The following is a 15,576-nucleotide window of genomic DNA, read 5'->3' on the forward strand; positions in this document are numbered from 1 at the left end:
CCACGACAAAAGGACTGAGAGACTAATGAGCAACTCTGAAAACATGTTCCGGTGGGACCTCGACGACGCCGGAATTGTCACCCTAACCATGGATGACCCGAACGCACCGGTCAACACCATGAACCAGACCTTCCAGGATGATATCCGCGCCACCGTAGAGCGCCTGGAAGAAGAAATCGGCGACGGCTCCGAGACCCCGATTAAGGGCATCATCATCACCTCAGCGAAGAAGACCTTCTTCGCAGGCGGTGACATCAAGCAGATGTCCAAGGCCACCGAGGACGACGCAGCAGACATGTTCAACATGGTCGAGGACATGAAGGCCTCGCTGCGCCGCATCGAAAGGCTTCCTGTGCCCGTGGTTGCCGCCATCAACGGCGCAGCACTCGGCGGTGGCCTCGAGGTCGCACTCGCCGCGAACTACCGCGTCGCAGCAGACGCCCGCGGCTCCAAGATCGGCCTGCCAGAGGTCACCCTCGGCCTTCTGCCCGGCGGCGGCGGAGTCTCCCGTGTTGTCCGCATGATCGGCATCCAGGCCGCGCTGATGAAGGTCATCTTGACCGGCGCGCAGATGAACCCGTCCAAGGCTCTGGCCACCGGGCTTGTCGACGAAGTCGTTGCCCCCGAGGCTCTGCTGGAGTCCGCGCGTGCCTGGCTGCTCGGCGATAGTGCCAAGGCCACCCAACCGTGGGACGAAAAGGGCTTCAAGATCCCGGGCGGCGACCCGAAGAACCCGAAGTTCGCCATGAATCTGCCGTCCTTCCCGGCGAACCTGACCAAGCAGCTTAAAGGTTCGCCGATGAAGGCCCCGCGCCTTGCCATGCAGGCCGCAGTCGAGGGCGCCCAAGTCGACATCGATACCGCCCTGCGCATCGAGTCCCGCTACTTCACCGAGCTGGTCACTGGATCCCAGTCGAAGAACATGATGCAGGCGTTCTTCTTCGACCTGAACCATGCCCAAGGTGGCGGATCGCGTCCGCTGCAGGCTGACGGCACTCCGTACCCGAAGCGCGAGTTCAAGAAGGTCGCCGTCGTCGGCGCTGGCATGATGGGCGCGGGCATCGCGTACGTATGCGCGAAGGCCGGCATGGAAGTTGTCCTAAAGGACATCTCGCTAGAAAACGCCGAGCGCGGCAAGTCCTACTCCGAAGGTCTGGAGGCCAAGGCTCTCGAACGCGGCCGCACCACCGAGGAGAAGTCCGCTGCCCTGCTGGGCCGCATCAAGCCGACCGAGTCCTACGACGATCTCGCCGACGTCGACCTGGTCATCGAGGCCGTCTTCGAAAACACCGAGCTCAAGCACAAGGTCCATGCAGAGATCGAGGCCGCAGTGCCGGAGACCTGCATTTTGGGCTCCAACACCTCCACCCTGCCGATCACCGAGCTGGCCTCGCACGTCAAGCGCGAGGGCGACTTCATCGGCCTGCACTTCTTCTCCCCCGTCGACAAGATGCAGCTGATTGAGATCATCTCTGGCGACAACACCGACCCGGCCATCCTCGCGGCATCCCTGGACTTCGCGGTCGCGATCCGCAAGATTCCTATTGTGGTCACCGACTCCCGCGGTTTCTACACCTCCCGCGTTATCGGCACCGTCATCAACGAGGCGCTGCGCATGGTCGCCGAGGGCTACTCCCCAGCCGTTGTTGAGGCCGCTGGCCGCCAGGCCGGCTACCCGGCACCGCAGCTCCAGCTTGCCGACGAACTCAACCTCAAACTCATGGAAAAGATTGCCGGGGAGACACGTGCTGCCGCCGAGACCGAGGGCGTCGAGCTGGACGAGGGTGGCGTCCCCGCCCTGGTCGAGGCCATGCTGCACAAGTTCGAGCGCCCGGGCAAGCTCGAGGGCAAGGGCTTCTACGAGTACGCCGATGGCAAGCGCACCGGCCTCTGGTCCGGTCTAACGGCGGAGCTGCGTGAAGAGCTCGGTATCACCCCGATTGCCCCGGAGGACACCGATATCCAGGAACTGGTCGATCGCATGCTCTTCATCGAGGCTATCGAGACGCAGAAGTGCGTCGACGAGGGCGTTCTGCTTCACGACGCCGATGGCAACATCGGTTCCATCTTCGGCATCGGCTACCCGGCATGGACTGGTGGCACCCGTCAGTTCATTAAGAACTACGACGGCGGCGTGGTCGTTGGTGGCGGTGTCGGCAATGGGGGCACCGGCGGCAGCGGTGCGGCGCACCCAGAGCGCCGTGGCGTGGCAGGCTTCGTCGAACGTGCCGAGGAACTTGCCGCAAAGCACGGCCCGCGCTTCTCTGCACCGGAGTCGCTGAAGAAGTAGGAGTTGAGGGGCCTGGGGTTTGTTTAGGCGCATTCCTTCCCTCATTTAGCCCGGACAGTCAGGGGTTTTCCTCATTGTCCGGGTTTTCTTATACCTACAAACCTCTCAGGCCCCACCCGTAACACTTCCTGTCCCAGAACATCTCTAAATCGGCTTTATTCTCAAGTTTGTGACAGCGAATTTTCTAAAACCCCTGTTCGTCAGATTTGCTACCACGAAAATGTGTCACATTTTTGAGAATACAGCCGTTTTGTCGCCGTATTCGGCCTCGTTTAGGCCCTGAGCCTCTACAAATCGCATCCCTTCGCTCAAACTCCAGCTATCCACAGGTTTCGAATACGGGAATTCCAATTCCTTCTAAGTTATCCACAAGCCCTCCGATTACTACTGCAGAAGAGCATGCTTTTTCGTCACCATAAGACCTATGGCAAAGAGGTCGGACATCGTATTCAACTCGCAGGGAATCGCGCACGTCAAAAATCAAAAGCACGTTTCCTACCGCACTGCGATTAGAGCGATTCAGCGCGCAGTTAGTGACGGGCGAGCAGTCAGTCTCACCCGGGGTATCTGTATCGATAGTCAACAATGGCCCTCTACCAGCGATTATCCCGACGGGATTCTGGCTACCAAGGCGGCCCACGCCCGCGCCCGGATCGAGTGCATCGCCATGGCACAGGCACATCCGGACCGGGTACTCACAGGTCACGCCGCCGCGCTCGTTCACGGGTTGCCGCTGTTGGACCTCCCAAACACCCTGAGTCTTTCCTCGCCGACAAAGCGGGCATCGACACGCCGCACGACCACCTCTGGCCAGCAGTTTCACCTGAACTATGCCGCGCTGAGCTGGCCTTCAGACCGCACGACCGCGCAAATCCCCGACACAACGCCAGACGTCACTGTCATCGACGGCGCACGCGTCACCACCATCGCCCGCACGGTCGTCGACATTGCCGCCGCGCAACCTCAGCCGACCGAGGATACCCGCCGTCAGCTGCATGTTTTCCGTCGTTTCGCCGAGGCCCTCTCGCTTGCCGACGCCTCCCTGCGCGGCAATACCGGCACTCTCGGCGTCGAGGGCACCCTAGCCGGAACATCCCCGATGTGGCCCGGCGCGCCCGCGCGTTTCAATCCACCAGAGTGGTCAACGAACCGCGATCATCCCAACCTCGCGCCGCAAAGGCACTCCCCAATTTCCTCTGCTGACTTCCTGCCACATCTCCGAGATAGCAGGGGCGCTCTGCGCGGAGGATGCACCATCGAAATCCTCACCGCAGCATCGCCGCTTTCCGATAGCGTCTTCGAGTCCGCTACAAAAGCCCTACTCATCGAACTGCGTGTGTCTTTTGTACAGCAACCTCGCATCGTTGATGAATCCGGGCTCCTGGTAGCGCGTGTGGATTTCCTACTACCGCAGTTCAGCATCATCATTGAGTGCGATGGTCGCATTAAGTACGAACCCAGCACTTTCGACCCCAGCGCTTCCGAACCCACCGCCGCCGACCCGTGGAATGACCGCCGCCGCGACTTCCGGCTGACCAATCTCGGTTACCGCGTCATTCACCTGACCTGGGCCGGGCTCTTCGACGGTAGCGCCGCAGCGGCTATCCGTAAAGCCATTCGCTCGACGCAGGCCCATTACGATTACAACGCACGACCCCGCGGACGCTGGTTCGATGCTTCAACTGCGCTGCCTCGTGAGGCCTACCAGCGCTTTCGCGACGCGGCCTAGTCGCCGCATAGCCACCACACAACCAGTGCTCAGCCGCTATCATGCCTAGCCGCCAGACAAACCCGCCACACTCAGTCCGCTCCACCTTATACACTGCGCACATGTCGACTTCGCCCAACCAGCCGGATCTGCCCACTTCCATCCCTGAACTCGCCATCGAGCAGGAGGGCTTCGACGCGCCGTCCCCGAGCCTTGTCTTGCTTAACGACGCCCTCGCAACCGACCTCGGTTTCAACCCCGCGTGGTTGCGCTCCGAAGAAGGCCTCCGGTTCCTCACCGGCCACGGCACCGAAACACCAGGCTCGCTCCCGGTTGCGACCGCCTACGCAGGCCACCAATTTGGCAACTTCGCGGGCCTTCTTGGCGATGGCAGGGCCCTGCTCTTGGCAACAGTTGCGGGTCGCCCCGGATTGACCGGGCTAAAAGGGCAGGTCGGCGTGCCTGATAAATCGACCCCGACCAATGCGGCCGCCAGCCAGGCAACCCAGCTCTACGAGATCCAATCAAAGGGTACCGGGCCGACGCCCTTCTCCCGCGGTGGCGATGGCAAGGCCACTTTGACCAGCGCCCTTCGCGAATACCTGATTAGCGAGGCAATGTTTGCCCTCGGTGTCCCTACAACGCGCGCCCTCGCAGTCATTGCCACTGGCGAGGATATCTACCGAGGCTCGCAGATCCCCTTCGACGAGCAACCTCCGACCAGCGAGCTCCAGCCCGGAGGCATCGTGGTGCGGGTAGCCACAAGCCACTTGCGCGTCGGCACCTTCGAACTGGTCGCCCGCTCGGGCTCGGACACCATGCCCCGTCTCATCAACTTCGCCGCCGCCAGGCACCGCTACGACGAGTCGGCGAAGAGGGTGCTGGCGGGCGTCGTCAAGCGGCAGGCAGACCTGGTTGCGCAGTGGATGACCTGCGGATTCGTGCACGGTGTGATGAACACGGACAATGCGTCCGTCTCCGGCGAGACTATCGACTACGGCCCATGTGCATTCCTGGACGCGCACGATCCACGCGCGGTGTTCAGCAGTATCGACAGCACGGGGAGGTACGCGTTCGGCGCGCAGCCTACCGTTGCCGGGTGGAATCTTGGGCGCCTGGCCGAGGCACTCTTGCCAAGCCTTGAGGAGACCCCGGACGACGCACTCAATACTGCTCGCGAGATTCTCGGCAGCTTCGCGGATGAGTTCGCCTCCGCACTCACCCGCCACTGGCTTCCGAAGATTGGCCTGCCATCTTCACTTGCCGACGACCCCTCCGCCACGAAGTTGCTTCGCCAGTGGCAGTCGCTGTTGGTGAAGTTCGGGCCAGACCATACGAACGTGCACCGAGCCCTCATTTCCTTAACAGTGCCGACAGACGGAAATCCACTCGCCGAGATGCCGATTGCCAGAGACGAAGGACAGTGGCCGGATGCGGTGGCAGAGTGGGCCCGCAAATGGGAATCGGTGCGGGAGAAAAAGGGCGTAAGTAAGGCCCGGGCGCGAGAACTGATGGAGGCCGCGAACCCCGTATACATTCCGCGCAATCACCTGGTTACGGAAGCTTTGGAACAGGCTGGCGCTGGCGACACAGACCTGTACCTACGGTTGCTGGAGGCAGTAACGCATCCGTTCGAAGCGGCTAACTTCCCTACGGAGTTCACCCTACCTGCGCCCGCGGAGCTAGGCTCCTTCCGCTCCTACTGCGGGACATAACTCTCTACGCGTTCTAACTGCCCCGGGGGCTCATTTGCACGGACCCTTGCTTGCCACCCCGAATAATTGCTTCACCTAACACCACGCTCCTTATTGTGACCCGAAACACTAAGATTCTCTTAGTTCTTGTAAAGTAGACAAACAGATTGAACAGTCCTATCTCGATTTTCTGCCGCCCTATTGATGAATAACCTTCACCAGGGCCGCTCTCGAAACGAGAAGATTTCAACGTGATGGGGTTGGTCAGTAGGCACAATAGGAAGGCTCGCCATGCAAATACCCAACGCACCTGGCGCTAAACACCGGCCCGAACGCTCTTTGGGCCACAGCGTCCCACCCCGGAGCACAACGCAGAACAACGCAGTACAAAACAGTGCAGCATCTCCCATCTCCGCGCTTCGCCTGCCCCTGCGCAAACTACTCGCGATGCTCCTGGCAATAGTACTGCCCGGCGCCGCACTCGCCGCCTGCAGCCCCGACCAGCAGCAGGTCGGCAAGGGGTTCGTAGTCGTGCAGAACTCGGAACCGCAGAGTCCTCTCTACACCACAGACACGAACGAGACCGGTGGCGGCGACATTCTGCGCATGCTCTACTCCGGCCTGGTGCGCTACGACACCGACGGATCCATCATCTTAGATCACGCCGAGTCCATCGAACCGAACAATGATTCCACCACGTTTCACATCAAGCTAAAGCCCGGCTGGAAGTTCCACGACGGCGAAGCCGTGACAGCACAGAGCTACATCGACGCGTGGAATTACGCCGCTTTTGGCCCCAACCTGCAAAAACAGCAGTCTTATTTCGCCAACATCAAGGGATTCGACGAAGTTTCTGGCGAGAAGGCCACTAGCAGCGAAATGTCCGGCTTGGAAAAGATTAGCGACCTCGAATTCACTGTGAATCTGACAGACCCGGACTCGTCATTCCCGCTCAGCCTCGGCTACACGGCCTTTATGCCGCTGCCGAAGGCCGCATTCGGAGACAAAGACGCATTCGGAGAACACCCAATCGGCAACGGACCGTACAAGATGGCCGACGGTAAGGCCTGGCTGCACAACAACCAGCTGACCCTGGTGCGCAACGATGACTTCGCTGGCGAGCATAAGGCGCGCAACAACGGCCTGGTCTACCGCTTCTACTCGGACATGGACACCGCCTACGCTGATCTACAGGCAGGTCGCTTGGATACCCTGCCGCGTACCGTTCCACCGACCGCCATGGCAAGCTTCGAAACCGATTTCCCGGACTCCAGCGCCAATGTTCCAACCGCTTCTTCCCAGTACTTCGCAATCCCGCAGTACTTGCCCGGGTTCTCTGGCGAGGAGGGCCGTCTGCGTCGGCAAGCAATCTCCATGGCGTTCGACCGCGACCTGATTACGGACAAAATTTTCTTCCGTACCCGCACACCGGCGCGCGAGTTCACCTCGCTGACTCTCGGTGACCTCGACCCGAACATCCCCGGCCAGGACGTATTGAAGTACAACCCGGACAAGGCACGCGAACTGTGGGCCAAGGCCAACGAAATCGCACCCTTTAGCGGCAAGTTCGAAATTGCCTACAACGCCGATGGCGGTCACCAGCAGTGGGCGGAAGCCGTCACCAACATGATCGCGGAAACCCTCGACATCAAGGCCCACGGCAAGGCCTACCCGACGTTTAAGCAGCTGCGCGACGAGATTACCAACAAGGCCGCGACCTCCGGCTATCGAACCGGCTGGGCCGCGGACTTCCCCTCTGTCGCAAACTACTTGGTGCCGCAGTTCACTTCGAACGGTTCGTCCAATGACTCCGGCTACGCCAGCGAGGAGTTCGACCGCCTGGTCCGCGAGGCCTCCGCTGCTAGAAACTCTGACGAGGCCAAGCCGAAATTCGTCAAGGCACAGGAGGTACTGATGAAGGATCTTCCCGTCATCCCACTGTGGTACCCGAACGCCTCCGTGGCGTGGAACCCGAAACTGCGAAACGCTGTAGTGCAGTGGGACGGCGTCCTCGACTACCCGATGATTGAAAAGGACTAGCACCGTGGGTTGGTATATCGGAAAAAGAATCCTGCAGATGGTGCCCGTCTTTTTCGGCGCCACACTACTGATTTATGCGATGGTCTTCGCCATGCCCGGCGACCCCATCGCCGCATTGGCCGGCGATAAGCAACTGCCTCCCGAGCAGATTGCAGCCCTGCGCGCCCACTACCACCTGGACGAACCCTTCTTCGTCCAATACTGGGAGTATCTCAAGGGACTGTTTACCCTGGACATGGGCGAGACCTTCTCGGGCCGTTCCGTCGGTGAGGAAATCGCACTGGCATTTCCCATTACCTTTCGCCTGGCGCTGATGGCAGTGGCCATCGAGGCGATCTTAGGCATTGGTCTCGGCGTCATCGCCGGTATGCGCAAGGGCGGATTTTTCGACTCCACCGTCCTGGTCCTGTCCCTGCTGGTCATCGCAACGCCAACGTTCGTCCTCGGCTTCGTCGCTCGATATCTCTTCGGCGTGCGCTGGCACATCGTCTCCCCGACCGTCGGCAGCGACGCCTCCTTCACCGCACTGTTGCTGCCCGCATTTGTCCTCGGCCTAGTCTCCGTTGCCTATGTGCTGCGCCTGACCCGCTCGGAGGTGGCGTCGGCACGCCATGCGGACTTCGTGAGGACGGCAAAGGCGAAGGGCCTGCCCAGCTCGCAGGTCACCCGCCGCCATATCTTGCGTAACTCGCTAATCCCCGTTGTGACGTTCATCGGCGCCGACCTGGCCGCCCTGATGGGTGGCGCAATCGTCACCGAAGGTATCTTCAACGTCCCCGGCATCGGCGGACTAATTTTCCACGCCGTTCAAATCGGCGAGGCGCCGACCGTGGTCAGCGTTGTGACAATCCTGGTTGTCATTTACATGTTCGCCAACCTCATCATCGACCTGCTCTACGCAGTCCTGGACCCGAGGATTCGCTATGCCTAATGCCACCAACTCTCATCCTGTCGACGTCACCACAGTCGACCAAAATGTCCCTGACAATCCACCTCTCGGCCTGTGGGGTTCGGCCTGGCAGGACCTGCGCCGTCGCCCGCTGTTTTGGGTATCAGCGGCCATCATCGTCCTCGTCGTGCTAGTTGCGGCGTTTCCGTCGCTGTTTACCTCCGTCGACCCGCAGTCGGCGAACCTCCGCGATTCCCTCGCCCCGGCGCGCTCCGGGCACCTGATGGGCTTTACTCAGCAGGGCTACGACGTCTATTCGCGCGTTATCTACGGCGCCCGCGCGTCAGTCATCGTCGGCATCGGCGTGACGGTCGCGGTGACGATTCTCGGAATCCTCCTCGGCGCGCTCGCCGGATACGTCGGAGGCTGGGTCGACGCCATCCTGTCGCGCATCACCGATATGTTCTTCGCCATCCCGCTGATCCTCGCCGGAATCGTGCTGATGCAGCTGTTCACCGAGCGCACCATCTGGTCGGTCGTGATCGTACTGGCTGCCTTCGGCTGGCCACAGATGGCCCGCGTGGTGCGCTCGGCTGTCATCTCCGTCAAGAACGAGGAGTACGTCACCGCCTCCCGTGCGCTGGGGCTATCCCCCACCGGGATCCTGTTCCGCCACGTGCTGCCCAACTGCCTGGCGCCTGTCATTGTCATGGCGACGACATCTCTAGGCATCTACATCGTCGCCGAGGCCACACTGTCTTACCTGGGCATTGGCCTTCCGACTACCACCGTGTCCTGGGGCAACGACATCTCCGTCGCACAGCAGGTGCTTCGCCAGGCCCCCTCGAATCTCTTCTGGCCAGCAACCGCGCTGGCTGTGACCGTCCTGGGCTTCATCCTGATGGGTGACGCGTTGAAGGATTCCCTCGACCCGAAGGAGCGTCGTCGATGAGCACCAATCCCGTACTGAGCCTGTCCGGCGTTTCCATCGGCTTTCCGACGGCTTCCTCTTCCGGCCGTCGTAGCGCCGAACTCACGGACGTGGTCCACGACGTAGATTTGGACGTTTTCCCCGGCGAGACCGTCGCTATCGTCGGCGAGTCCGGCTCCGGTAAGTCCACAACTGTCCATGCCGCACTTGGCCTGCTGCCCGGCGATGGCCAGGTCACTGGCGGAACCATCACCTTCGACGGCCGCGACATCACTCGCCTAACCGAGCGGGAATTCACCGAGGTCCGAGGCAGCGGCATCGGCCTGGTTCCCCAGGATCCGATGACCAACCTCAACCCCGTCTGGACTATCGGCGACCAGATCAAGGAGGCCCTGCGCGCCAACAATATCGCTGCAGGCTCCGAGGCCCACACCAAGGCCATCGAGTTGCTCGAGCAGGCTGGTTTGCCCAAGGCCAAATCCCGCATTGACCAGTACCCACACCAGTTCTCGGGCGGTATGCGACAGCGCGCGCTCATCGCCATGGGGCTTGCTGCAAAACCGCAGCTGCTCATCGCCGACGAGCCGACCTCTGCGCTGGATGTGACGGTCGCGAAGAAGATTCTGGATCACCTTCAGTCGCTGACTAAGCAGCTCGGCACCGCGGTGGTATTGATTACGCACGATCTGGGGCTCGCCGCGGAGCGGGCTGATCGTCTCGTCGTCATGCAGGCAGGCCGCGTCGTAGAGACAGGCCCTGCCCTTGAGGTCCTGCGCAACCCGGAGCACCACTACACGAAGCAGCTCATCGCGGCGGCGCCATCCCTGGCGGCCCGTCGCGGCGACCGTGTCGTGGCCGCCCCCACCACCAATGACGAGGACCAGAAGGCTATCCTTGTCGCGAAAAACCTGGTCAGAGACTTCGACATTCCCGGCGACAAGCCGTGGCGCAAGGACACCTTCCGCGCCGTCGACGACATCAGCTTTACGCTGCGCGCCGGCCGCACCATCGGTATCGTAGGCGAGTCCGGCTCCGGCAAGTCCACCGTCGCCAACATGGCGCTGGGCCTGCTCGACCCCACCGAGGGTGAGGTGCTTTTCGACGGCCAGCGCGTCCAAGGCCGCAATCGCCGCGATGAGCTCGCGCTACGTCGCCGGATTCAGCCGATTTTCCAGAACCCGTACGCCACCCTAGACCCGATGCGGACGGTGCACTCCTCGATTGAGGAGCCCCTGCGGATTCACAAGATTGGCGGCAAAAAGGAGCGTGACGAGCGTGTCCGCGAGCTTCTCGACCGAGTGGCACTGCCTGTGGAGATGGGGCGCCGCTTCCCCGGAGAGCTCTCGGGCGGCCAGCGTCAGCGCGTCGCCATCGCCCGCGCATTGGCACTGAATCCAGAAGTCGTCGTGTGTGACGAGGCCGTGTCCGCCCTGGACGTGGTGGTCCAGGCGCAGGTCCTCGAACTACTGGCGGAGCTACAGGAAGAAATGGACCTGGCTTACCTGTTCATCACGCACGATCTCGCGGTGGTACGCCAGGTAGCCGACGAGGTCATCGTCATGGAGCACGGCAAAATGGTGGAGCACCGCCCAACCGATGAGCTCTTTGACCACCCGGAGCAGGAGTACACCCAACGCCTGCTGGATGCCATCCCGGGTGCGAGCTTGCAGTTATAGGTATTGCTGCGGGAGGTGGTTGGGGCGAACGCTACACCTCACGCCTGCCCCAACTTCACAAAAGTAAACCCCGCCGCACGCAATTGCGGAATCGCCGCCCGGACACCTTCGGCCGTGCCGTGTCCGGGTTGGTTCATATGCATAATCGCGATTGCGCCAGCGCGGCTATGCACCAACGAGTTTGTTACGGATGGCGCGGGTAGTGTCGCTCCCGCGTCACCGTTTACGGCAAAGCCCGCTATAGATACTCCCAGGTCGCGGGCAATCTGTATCGCTGTGTCGTCGTAATGAGCGGTGCCGGAACGGAACCAATTGGATTCCACTCCCAAAAACTCCCGCATAAACTTGCGGTTTCCCTCAATCTCTTCGACGAGCTCGGCAACATCCGCTGTGCCCGCGATGCCGTAAGCCGGGCGCCCATTAACCGACAGCGGCTTATGCGAGGTTCCGTGATTTTCAATCTGGAACAGAGGATTTTCTGCGATTTCGAGTGCCCTTCGGGGATTGGCGTCAATCCAGCGCTTATTCCAAAACAGCGTCGCGGGCACGCCGTGTTCTTCAAGGGTTGCAAGCAGAGCCTCATCGATTTGAGACCCATGCGCCCCTCCACAGGCATCGAAAGTCAGGGCAATTGTCTTCGGGTTTGGGTCAACGGTGCGCGCAATACCCGGCAGGTCAAGCCCCCAATCCTGCGGGTGAGCGTGCTGGTAGCGCGCAATCACCTCTTCCGGCAGAAGCTTTGCGACGCTTTCTTGCTCCAGAGTCGGCGTTGCCGATTCGGGCAGGGCCACGTCGGTTGACGGCATTGAGGACGAAGAAGCGCCACTCGCACCGTCAGGCACAGACCCTGAAGACTTTCCTGCAGGAAGTGTGCAGGAGGCAAGAAACTGTGCTGCGCCGAGCAATGGCAGCGATAGTCCTGCGGCGAGAAACTTACGGCGCGAAGTGCTTGGGGTGCCCATATTCCCTCAGTCTATTCATTCTTCGAAACTTCGTTTTCGAGGTGTCTGAAAACAGAAAATTTCTCTCCACAACGGCGCTGGCTCTTATAGATTCAAAGTTAATGCGTACGCCAAAACAGCCACTTTCGCCCATTCACTCAATTGCCGCTGCTGTCACATTGGCCCTATTCAGCGGTGCTCTGGTTTCATGTGGAGCGGACGCCCCGCCGAAGGCGGGCAAGGGCCCGGACGATGCTTCTTCTGTCGGCACGTCCTCAGCCCCTCATCGCCCAAGCGACGCACCGATTCTCGGCGTTGTTTCTCCCCACGGTGACTGTGATCCAGCAGTTGTCGATATTGACCACGAGCGGCCCACTGCGCACATCACTTACACGGGACAAGAGGGGGACCACATCTCGGTGAAAATCAGCTTTACTGACGACAACGGCGCTGGCCAGACCAAAGAGTCGGAATTCACCCTCGCAAAAGGTATGACTGGCATGCAGCTTCCGACCGACGTGACCAATGATTCCATTAGCGAAATTTCCGTTGCAGCAATTTCCGGCCCCGGCCAGCCCGGAACATGCACAATCCCCGTCAATGGAGCTATGCAACTCCACTAACGGGGATCTCACTCACCGCAGGCTAAAACGCTCAATACGATTTCGACGCCCCTCAGTCTTCTTCCTACTTCCCGCGCTTGACCGAGATGATCCAGCCTGCCTCATCGGTCTGCTCGAAGCTCGTGACCTCGTGCCCATCCTTCGCGGCCCAGCGCGGAATCGCGTCGGTCGCCTGGGTGCAGTCGAACGGAATCACCAGCTCCTCGCCAACCTCAATCTTGCCGATTGCCTCCTTCGCTTCAATCAGCGGGAAGGGGCAGACAGCACCGACGGTGTCCAGCTCGTAGCGCCCGCTACCAAGGTCGACCAGCTTGCCCTTGTCCTGCTTGACGACGGCACGGTCCAGCAGCGCAACCGGCGCGATGGCAAAGCCAGCGGCGTTTGTGCCCTCCGGAGCAGCAACCGCGTCAACGGGGGCCACGGGGGCGGTGGTGGCGTCGGCAAGCGGAGCGGACGGCGCAGCGGCAGGAGCTGCGGACGGCTTCAGCCAGACCTTGGCGGCGATGCCCACGCCAGCGGCGATTGCGACAAGCGCCAGCCAGCCCTGGTAGCTAAACAGGGAGGTCTGTACCATACCGTTGCCGACAGTGCAGCCGCCGGCCCATGCGGCGCCAACACCCATGAAGATGCCGCCGACGACGGAGCGCGCACCCTGGGTGGCGTCCGGGACGCGGAGACGGAATTCGCCCGAGGCCTTAGCCGCGACGAACGAGCCGAGGAGTATACCCAGAACCAGCAGCACGCCCCAGTCGAACTTGGCGGTGTCGCCATTGACGATGAAGTTGGTCAGATTCGACGACGGAGTAGTAATACCCAGGCCGTCGTTGCGCCCGGTCGCGGCGGACAGCGGCCAGGCGATAACGCCCAGCACGCCGACGGCAACGGCGGTGGAGTACACGTGCCACGGCTTCTCGGCGAGAATGTGCGCGATTCCGGACTTGCGGGCGGCCAGCTTCGCGGGTTTCGGGCCGGAGAACTCCTCGCGGAGGAATCGCACTGCCAAAAAAGCGGTCAGCGCGGACAGGGCGATTGCCAGCGGCCAAACGCTAATACCCAGGGAGGCGTGGATGCTGGTCAACTCCACTGTCTGGGACTTCAGGGCCTCGTTAACACCGGAGAGAACACCGGTCTTCATCGCGGCGGCCGACAGACCGTAGAACACCAGGGCAATCCAGGAACCAATGAGGCCCTCGCCCGAGCGATACCAGGTGCCGGAAGCGCAACCGCCGGCCAGGACAATGCCAATGCCGAAGACCAGGCCGCCGACGATGACGGCGATTGGGGTGAGGTTGTCGTACTCCGGGGTGATTACGCCGCCGCTGGTCAGGGCAGCCAGCCCGACCGCGTGGACGGAGATAACGATCAGGAGGGCGACGAAGCCGCGCCAGCTGCGCTGGGTGAAGATATCGCGCAGAAAGCCAGTAACGCAGAATCGGCCACGCTGCATTACGTAGCCGAGCACTGCGCCGAGCGCCAATCCGGTAACCAACATGAAGTCTTCTCCTCGCCTTTAACCAGTTGCTTTAAGTCACGTTTCTATCGGGCCTGAATTCGAGCATTAGGAGCCTTAAATAAGCTCCCAACAACATTAATGAACAGACCTGTCTATCTAGTTCCTGCACGAAGTTACGCGACAACCCCGCGAAAACGCAACCCACTCCCGGTTTCCGGATCCTTCCTCACCCCACCGGATACCCACTTTGTGGCAGGCTGGAAAATTGTGAGCAGCCAAAAACTTCCACTCTCGGCCACAAAGCGCGCACTCGCTTTCCGCTCTATCGTCGACCTGCCGTTTACGCACACCTATGCAATCGACGCGGAGAAGGTACTGCAGATCTCTGAGGTCCCCAGACTGGGCGACCTCAACGCAAAAAACGTCGTAGTCGTCGACAGTTTGCGCGCGCTTGCTCACACAACGCCCGAGAGCTTCTTCGCCATTGATGACGCCACCGAGGTCCTCGGCACCGCGCTACAGACGGCCGCCACGACACGGCAAGTCCTCTGGCTTAGCTCTATCCCTGCCTCCGAGGTTCCCCACATCAAAGCGATTCTGGGCGATGACATTGTTCACCAGGTTGGCCTTGCCATCCACACTGACGAGCGCGCCCCAGAAGGCGTACGCCTGCACGGGGAGCCTCTCGTCCCCATCGCTCTGTCGCCAACCACTCTTATTCAAAAATGGGCGAAGGGAACCCCGCAGCAACAGCAGACCCTCGCCTATCTCATGGACGGCACGGACACGCTGATCATGCGACGGAAGAACCTCCACGCACTGCGAAGGGTTGGTGCCGATCTCATCGAGCGCAACGCAGTCTGGCGGTTCCTCGCCAACCCCAAGGTCATCGCATACCTGATTGTGTTGGTCTATTCCTCGCTGCGCGCCCTACCGGTAGTCTTCGTCCCAGGCTTTCACGGCAAGGTCTGGGTGCTGTGGACCATCGACATAGTCACCGCGATTCCCTACACCTGGGGAATCGTTGAAATGTTCGCCGGGCCCAATATTTGGCGAAGAATGCTGGGGCTCATTGTCACACTGGTGACTTTCGTATCGCCCTACGTCTATTTCTGGTACTACGGTCGCGGATACCCCATGTGGGTCAACTTCTTCATCGCCGCGATGATTATCGGCGCCATCCTCATCGAATACGCTCGCTGGCTGCGCGACCGCATCGTCCGCCAGGTCATCCGGGGCTCCATACACGAAGGCCGCCCCTGCGGGCGGCGACTACGCAACAATCAGGAACCGGCTTAAGCCATTTCAGCCCGGACAACCCCAGGCTTTAC

At 61.1% G+C, this 15,576-nt stretch carries 11 protein-coding genes; 9 read left to right on the forward strand and 2 right to left on the reverse strand.

All coding sequences use genetic code 11. From position 1 onward, the window contains the following. Positions 1-25: 25 nt before the first annotated feature. The 7 genes from CLAC_RS11435 to CLAC_RS11465 all read left to right on the forward strand — a co-directional run bounded on the left by CLAC_RS11435 (position 26) and on the right by CLAC_RS11465 (position 11,228). Positions 26-2,290, forward strand: a complete 2,265-nt coding sequence (locus tag CLAC_RS11435; protein ID WP_053413024.1) for a 3-hydroxyacyl-CoA dehydrogenase NAD-binding domain-containing protein — start codon at positions 26-28, stop codon at positions 2,288-2,290. Positions 2,291-2,714: 424 nt separating this feature from the next. Then, positions 2,715-4,019, forward strand: a complete 1,305-nt coding sequence (locus CLAC_RS11440; RefSeq protein WP_053413025.1) for a PDDEXK family nuclease — start codon at positions 2,715-2,717, stop codon at positions 4,017-4,019. A 101-nt stretch (positions 4,020-4,120) separates the two neighbouring features. Next, entirely contained in the window at positions 4,121-5,713 is a 1,593-nt protein-coding gene (locus CLAC_RS11445) for a protein adenylyltransferase SelO (protein WP_053413026.1), read from the forward strand. 426 nt (positions 5,714-6,139) lie between these two features. Then, a complete protein-coding gene (locus CLAC_RS11450; protein ID WP_245621887.1) occupies positions 6,140-7,732 on the forward strand; it encodes a peptide ABC transporter substrate-binding protein in 1,593 nt (530 codons plus the stop codon). 4 nt (positions 7,733-7,736) lie between these two features. Continuing rightward, entirely contained in the window at positions 7,737-8,663 is a 927-nt protein-coding gene (locus tag CLAC_RS11455) for an ABC transporter permease (protein WP_053413027.1), read from the forward strand. Then, entirely contained in the window at positions 8,656-9,573 is a 918-nt protein-coding gene (locus CLAC_RS11460; RefSeq protein WP_053413028.1) for an ABC transporter permease, read from the forward strand. Before CLAC_RS11455 ends, CLAC_RS11460 begins: the two co-directional genes overlap by 8 nt. Next, positions 9,570-11,228 (forward strand): dipeptide ABC transporter ATP-binding protein, encoded by a 1,659-nt coding sequence (locus tag CLAC_RS11465; RefSeq protein WP_053413029.1) that lies wholly within the window; start codon positions 9,570-9,572, stop codon positions 11,226-11,228. The genes CLAC_RS11460 and CLAC_RS11465 overlap by 4 nt, the downstream gene beginning before the upstream one ends. 38 nt (positions 11,229-11,266) lie before the next feature. Here the strand turns inward: CLAC_RS11465 and CLAC_RS11470 are convergent, their stop codons facing one another. Then, complete coding sequence (locus CLAC_RS11470; RefSeq protein ID WP_245621888.1) at positions 11,267-12,190, reverse strand: polysaccharide deacetylase family protein; 924 nt, start codon at positions 12,188-12,190, stop codon at positions 11,267-11,269. Positions 12,191-12,291: 101 nt separating this feature from the next. Here CLAC_RS11470 and CLAC_RS11475 point away from each other — a divergent pair, with 101 nt between their 5' ends. Next, the gene (locus tag CLAC_RS11475) at positions 12,292-12,792 is read left to right on the forward strand and encodes a hypothetical protein (protein ID WP_053413030.1); all 501 of its coding nucleotides are present in this window, start codon (positions 12,292-12,294) and stop codon (positions 12,790-12,792) included. A gap of 64 nt (positions 12,793-12,856) precedes the next feature. Here the strand turns inward: CLAC_RS11475 and CLAC_RS11480 are convergent, their stop codons facing one another. Continuing rightward, positions 12,857-14,284: a YeeE/YedE thiosulfate transporter family protein gene (locus CLAC_RS11480; protein WP_053413031.1), complete on the reverse strand. Its 1,428-nt coding sequence runs from the start codon at positions 14,282-14,284 to the stop codon at positions 12,857-12,859. Between the two features lie 228 nt (positions 14,285-14,512). On the opposite strand from CLAC_RS11480, the gene CLAC_RS11485 reads away from it, so the two are divergent. Next, positions 14,513-15,544 (forward strand): hypothetical protein, encoded by a 1,032-nt coding sequence (locus CLAC_RS11485; RefSeq protein ID WP_211255356.1) that lies wholly within the window; start codon positions 14,513-14,515, stop codon positions 15,542-15,544. The last annotated feature ends 32 nt before the right edge of the window (positions 15,545-15,576 follow it).

It is taken from the genome of Corynebacterium lactis RW2-5, assembly GCF_001274895.1.
Classification (GTDB): domain Bacteria; phylum Actinomycetota; class Actinomycetes; order Mycobacteriales; family Mycobacteriaceae; genus Corynebacterium; species Corynebacterium lactis.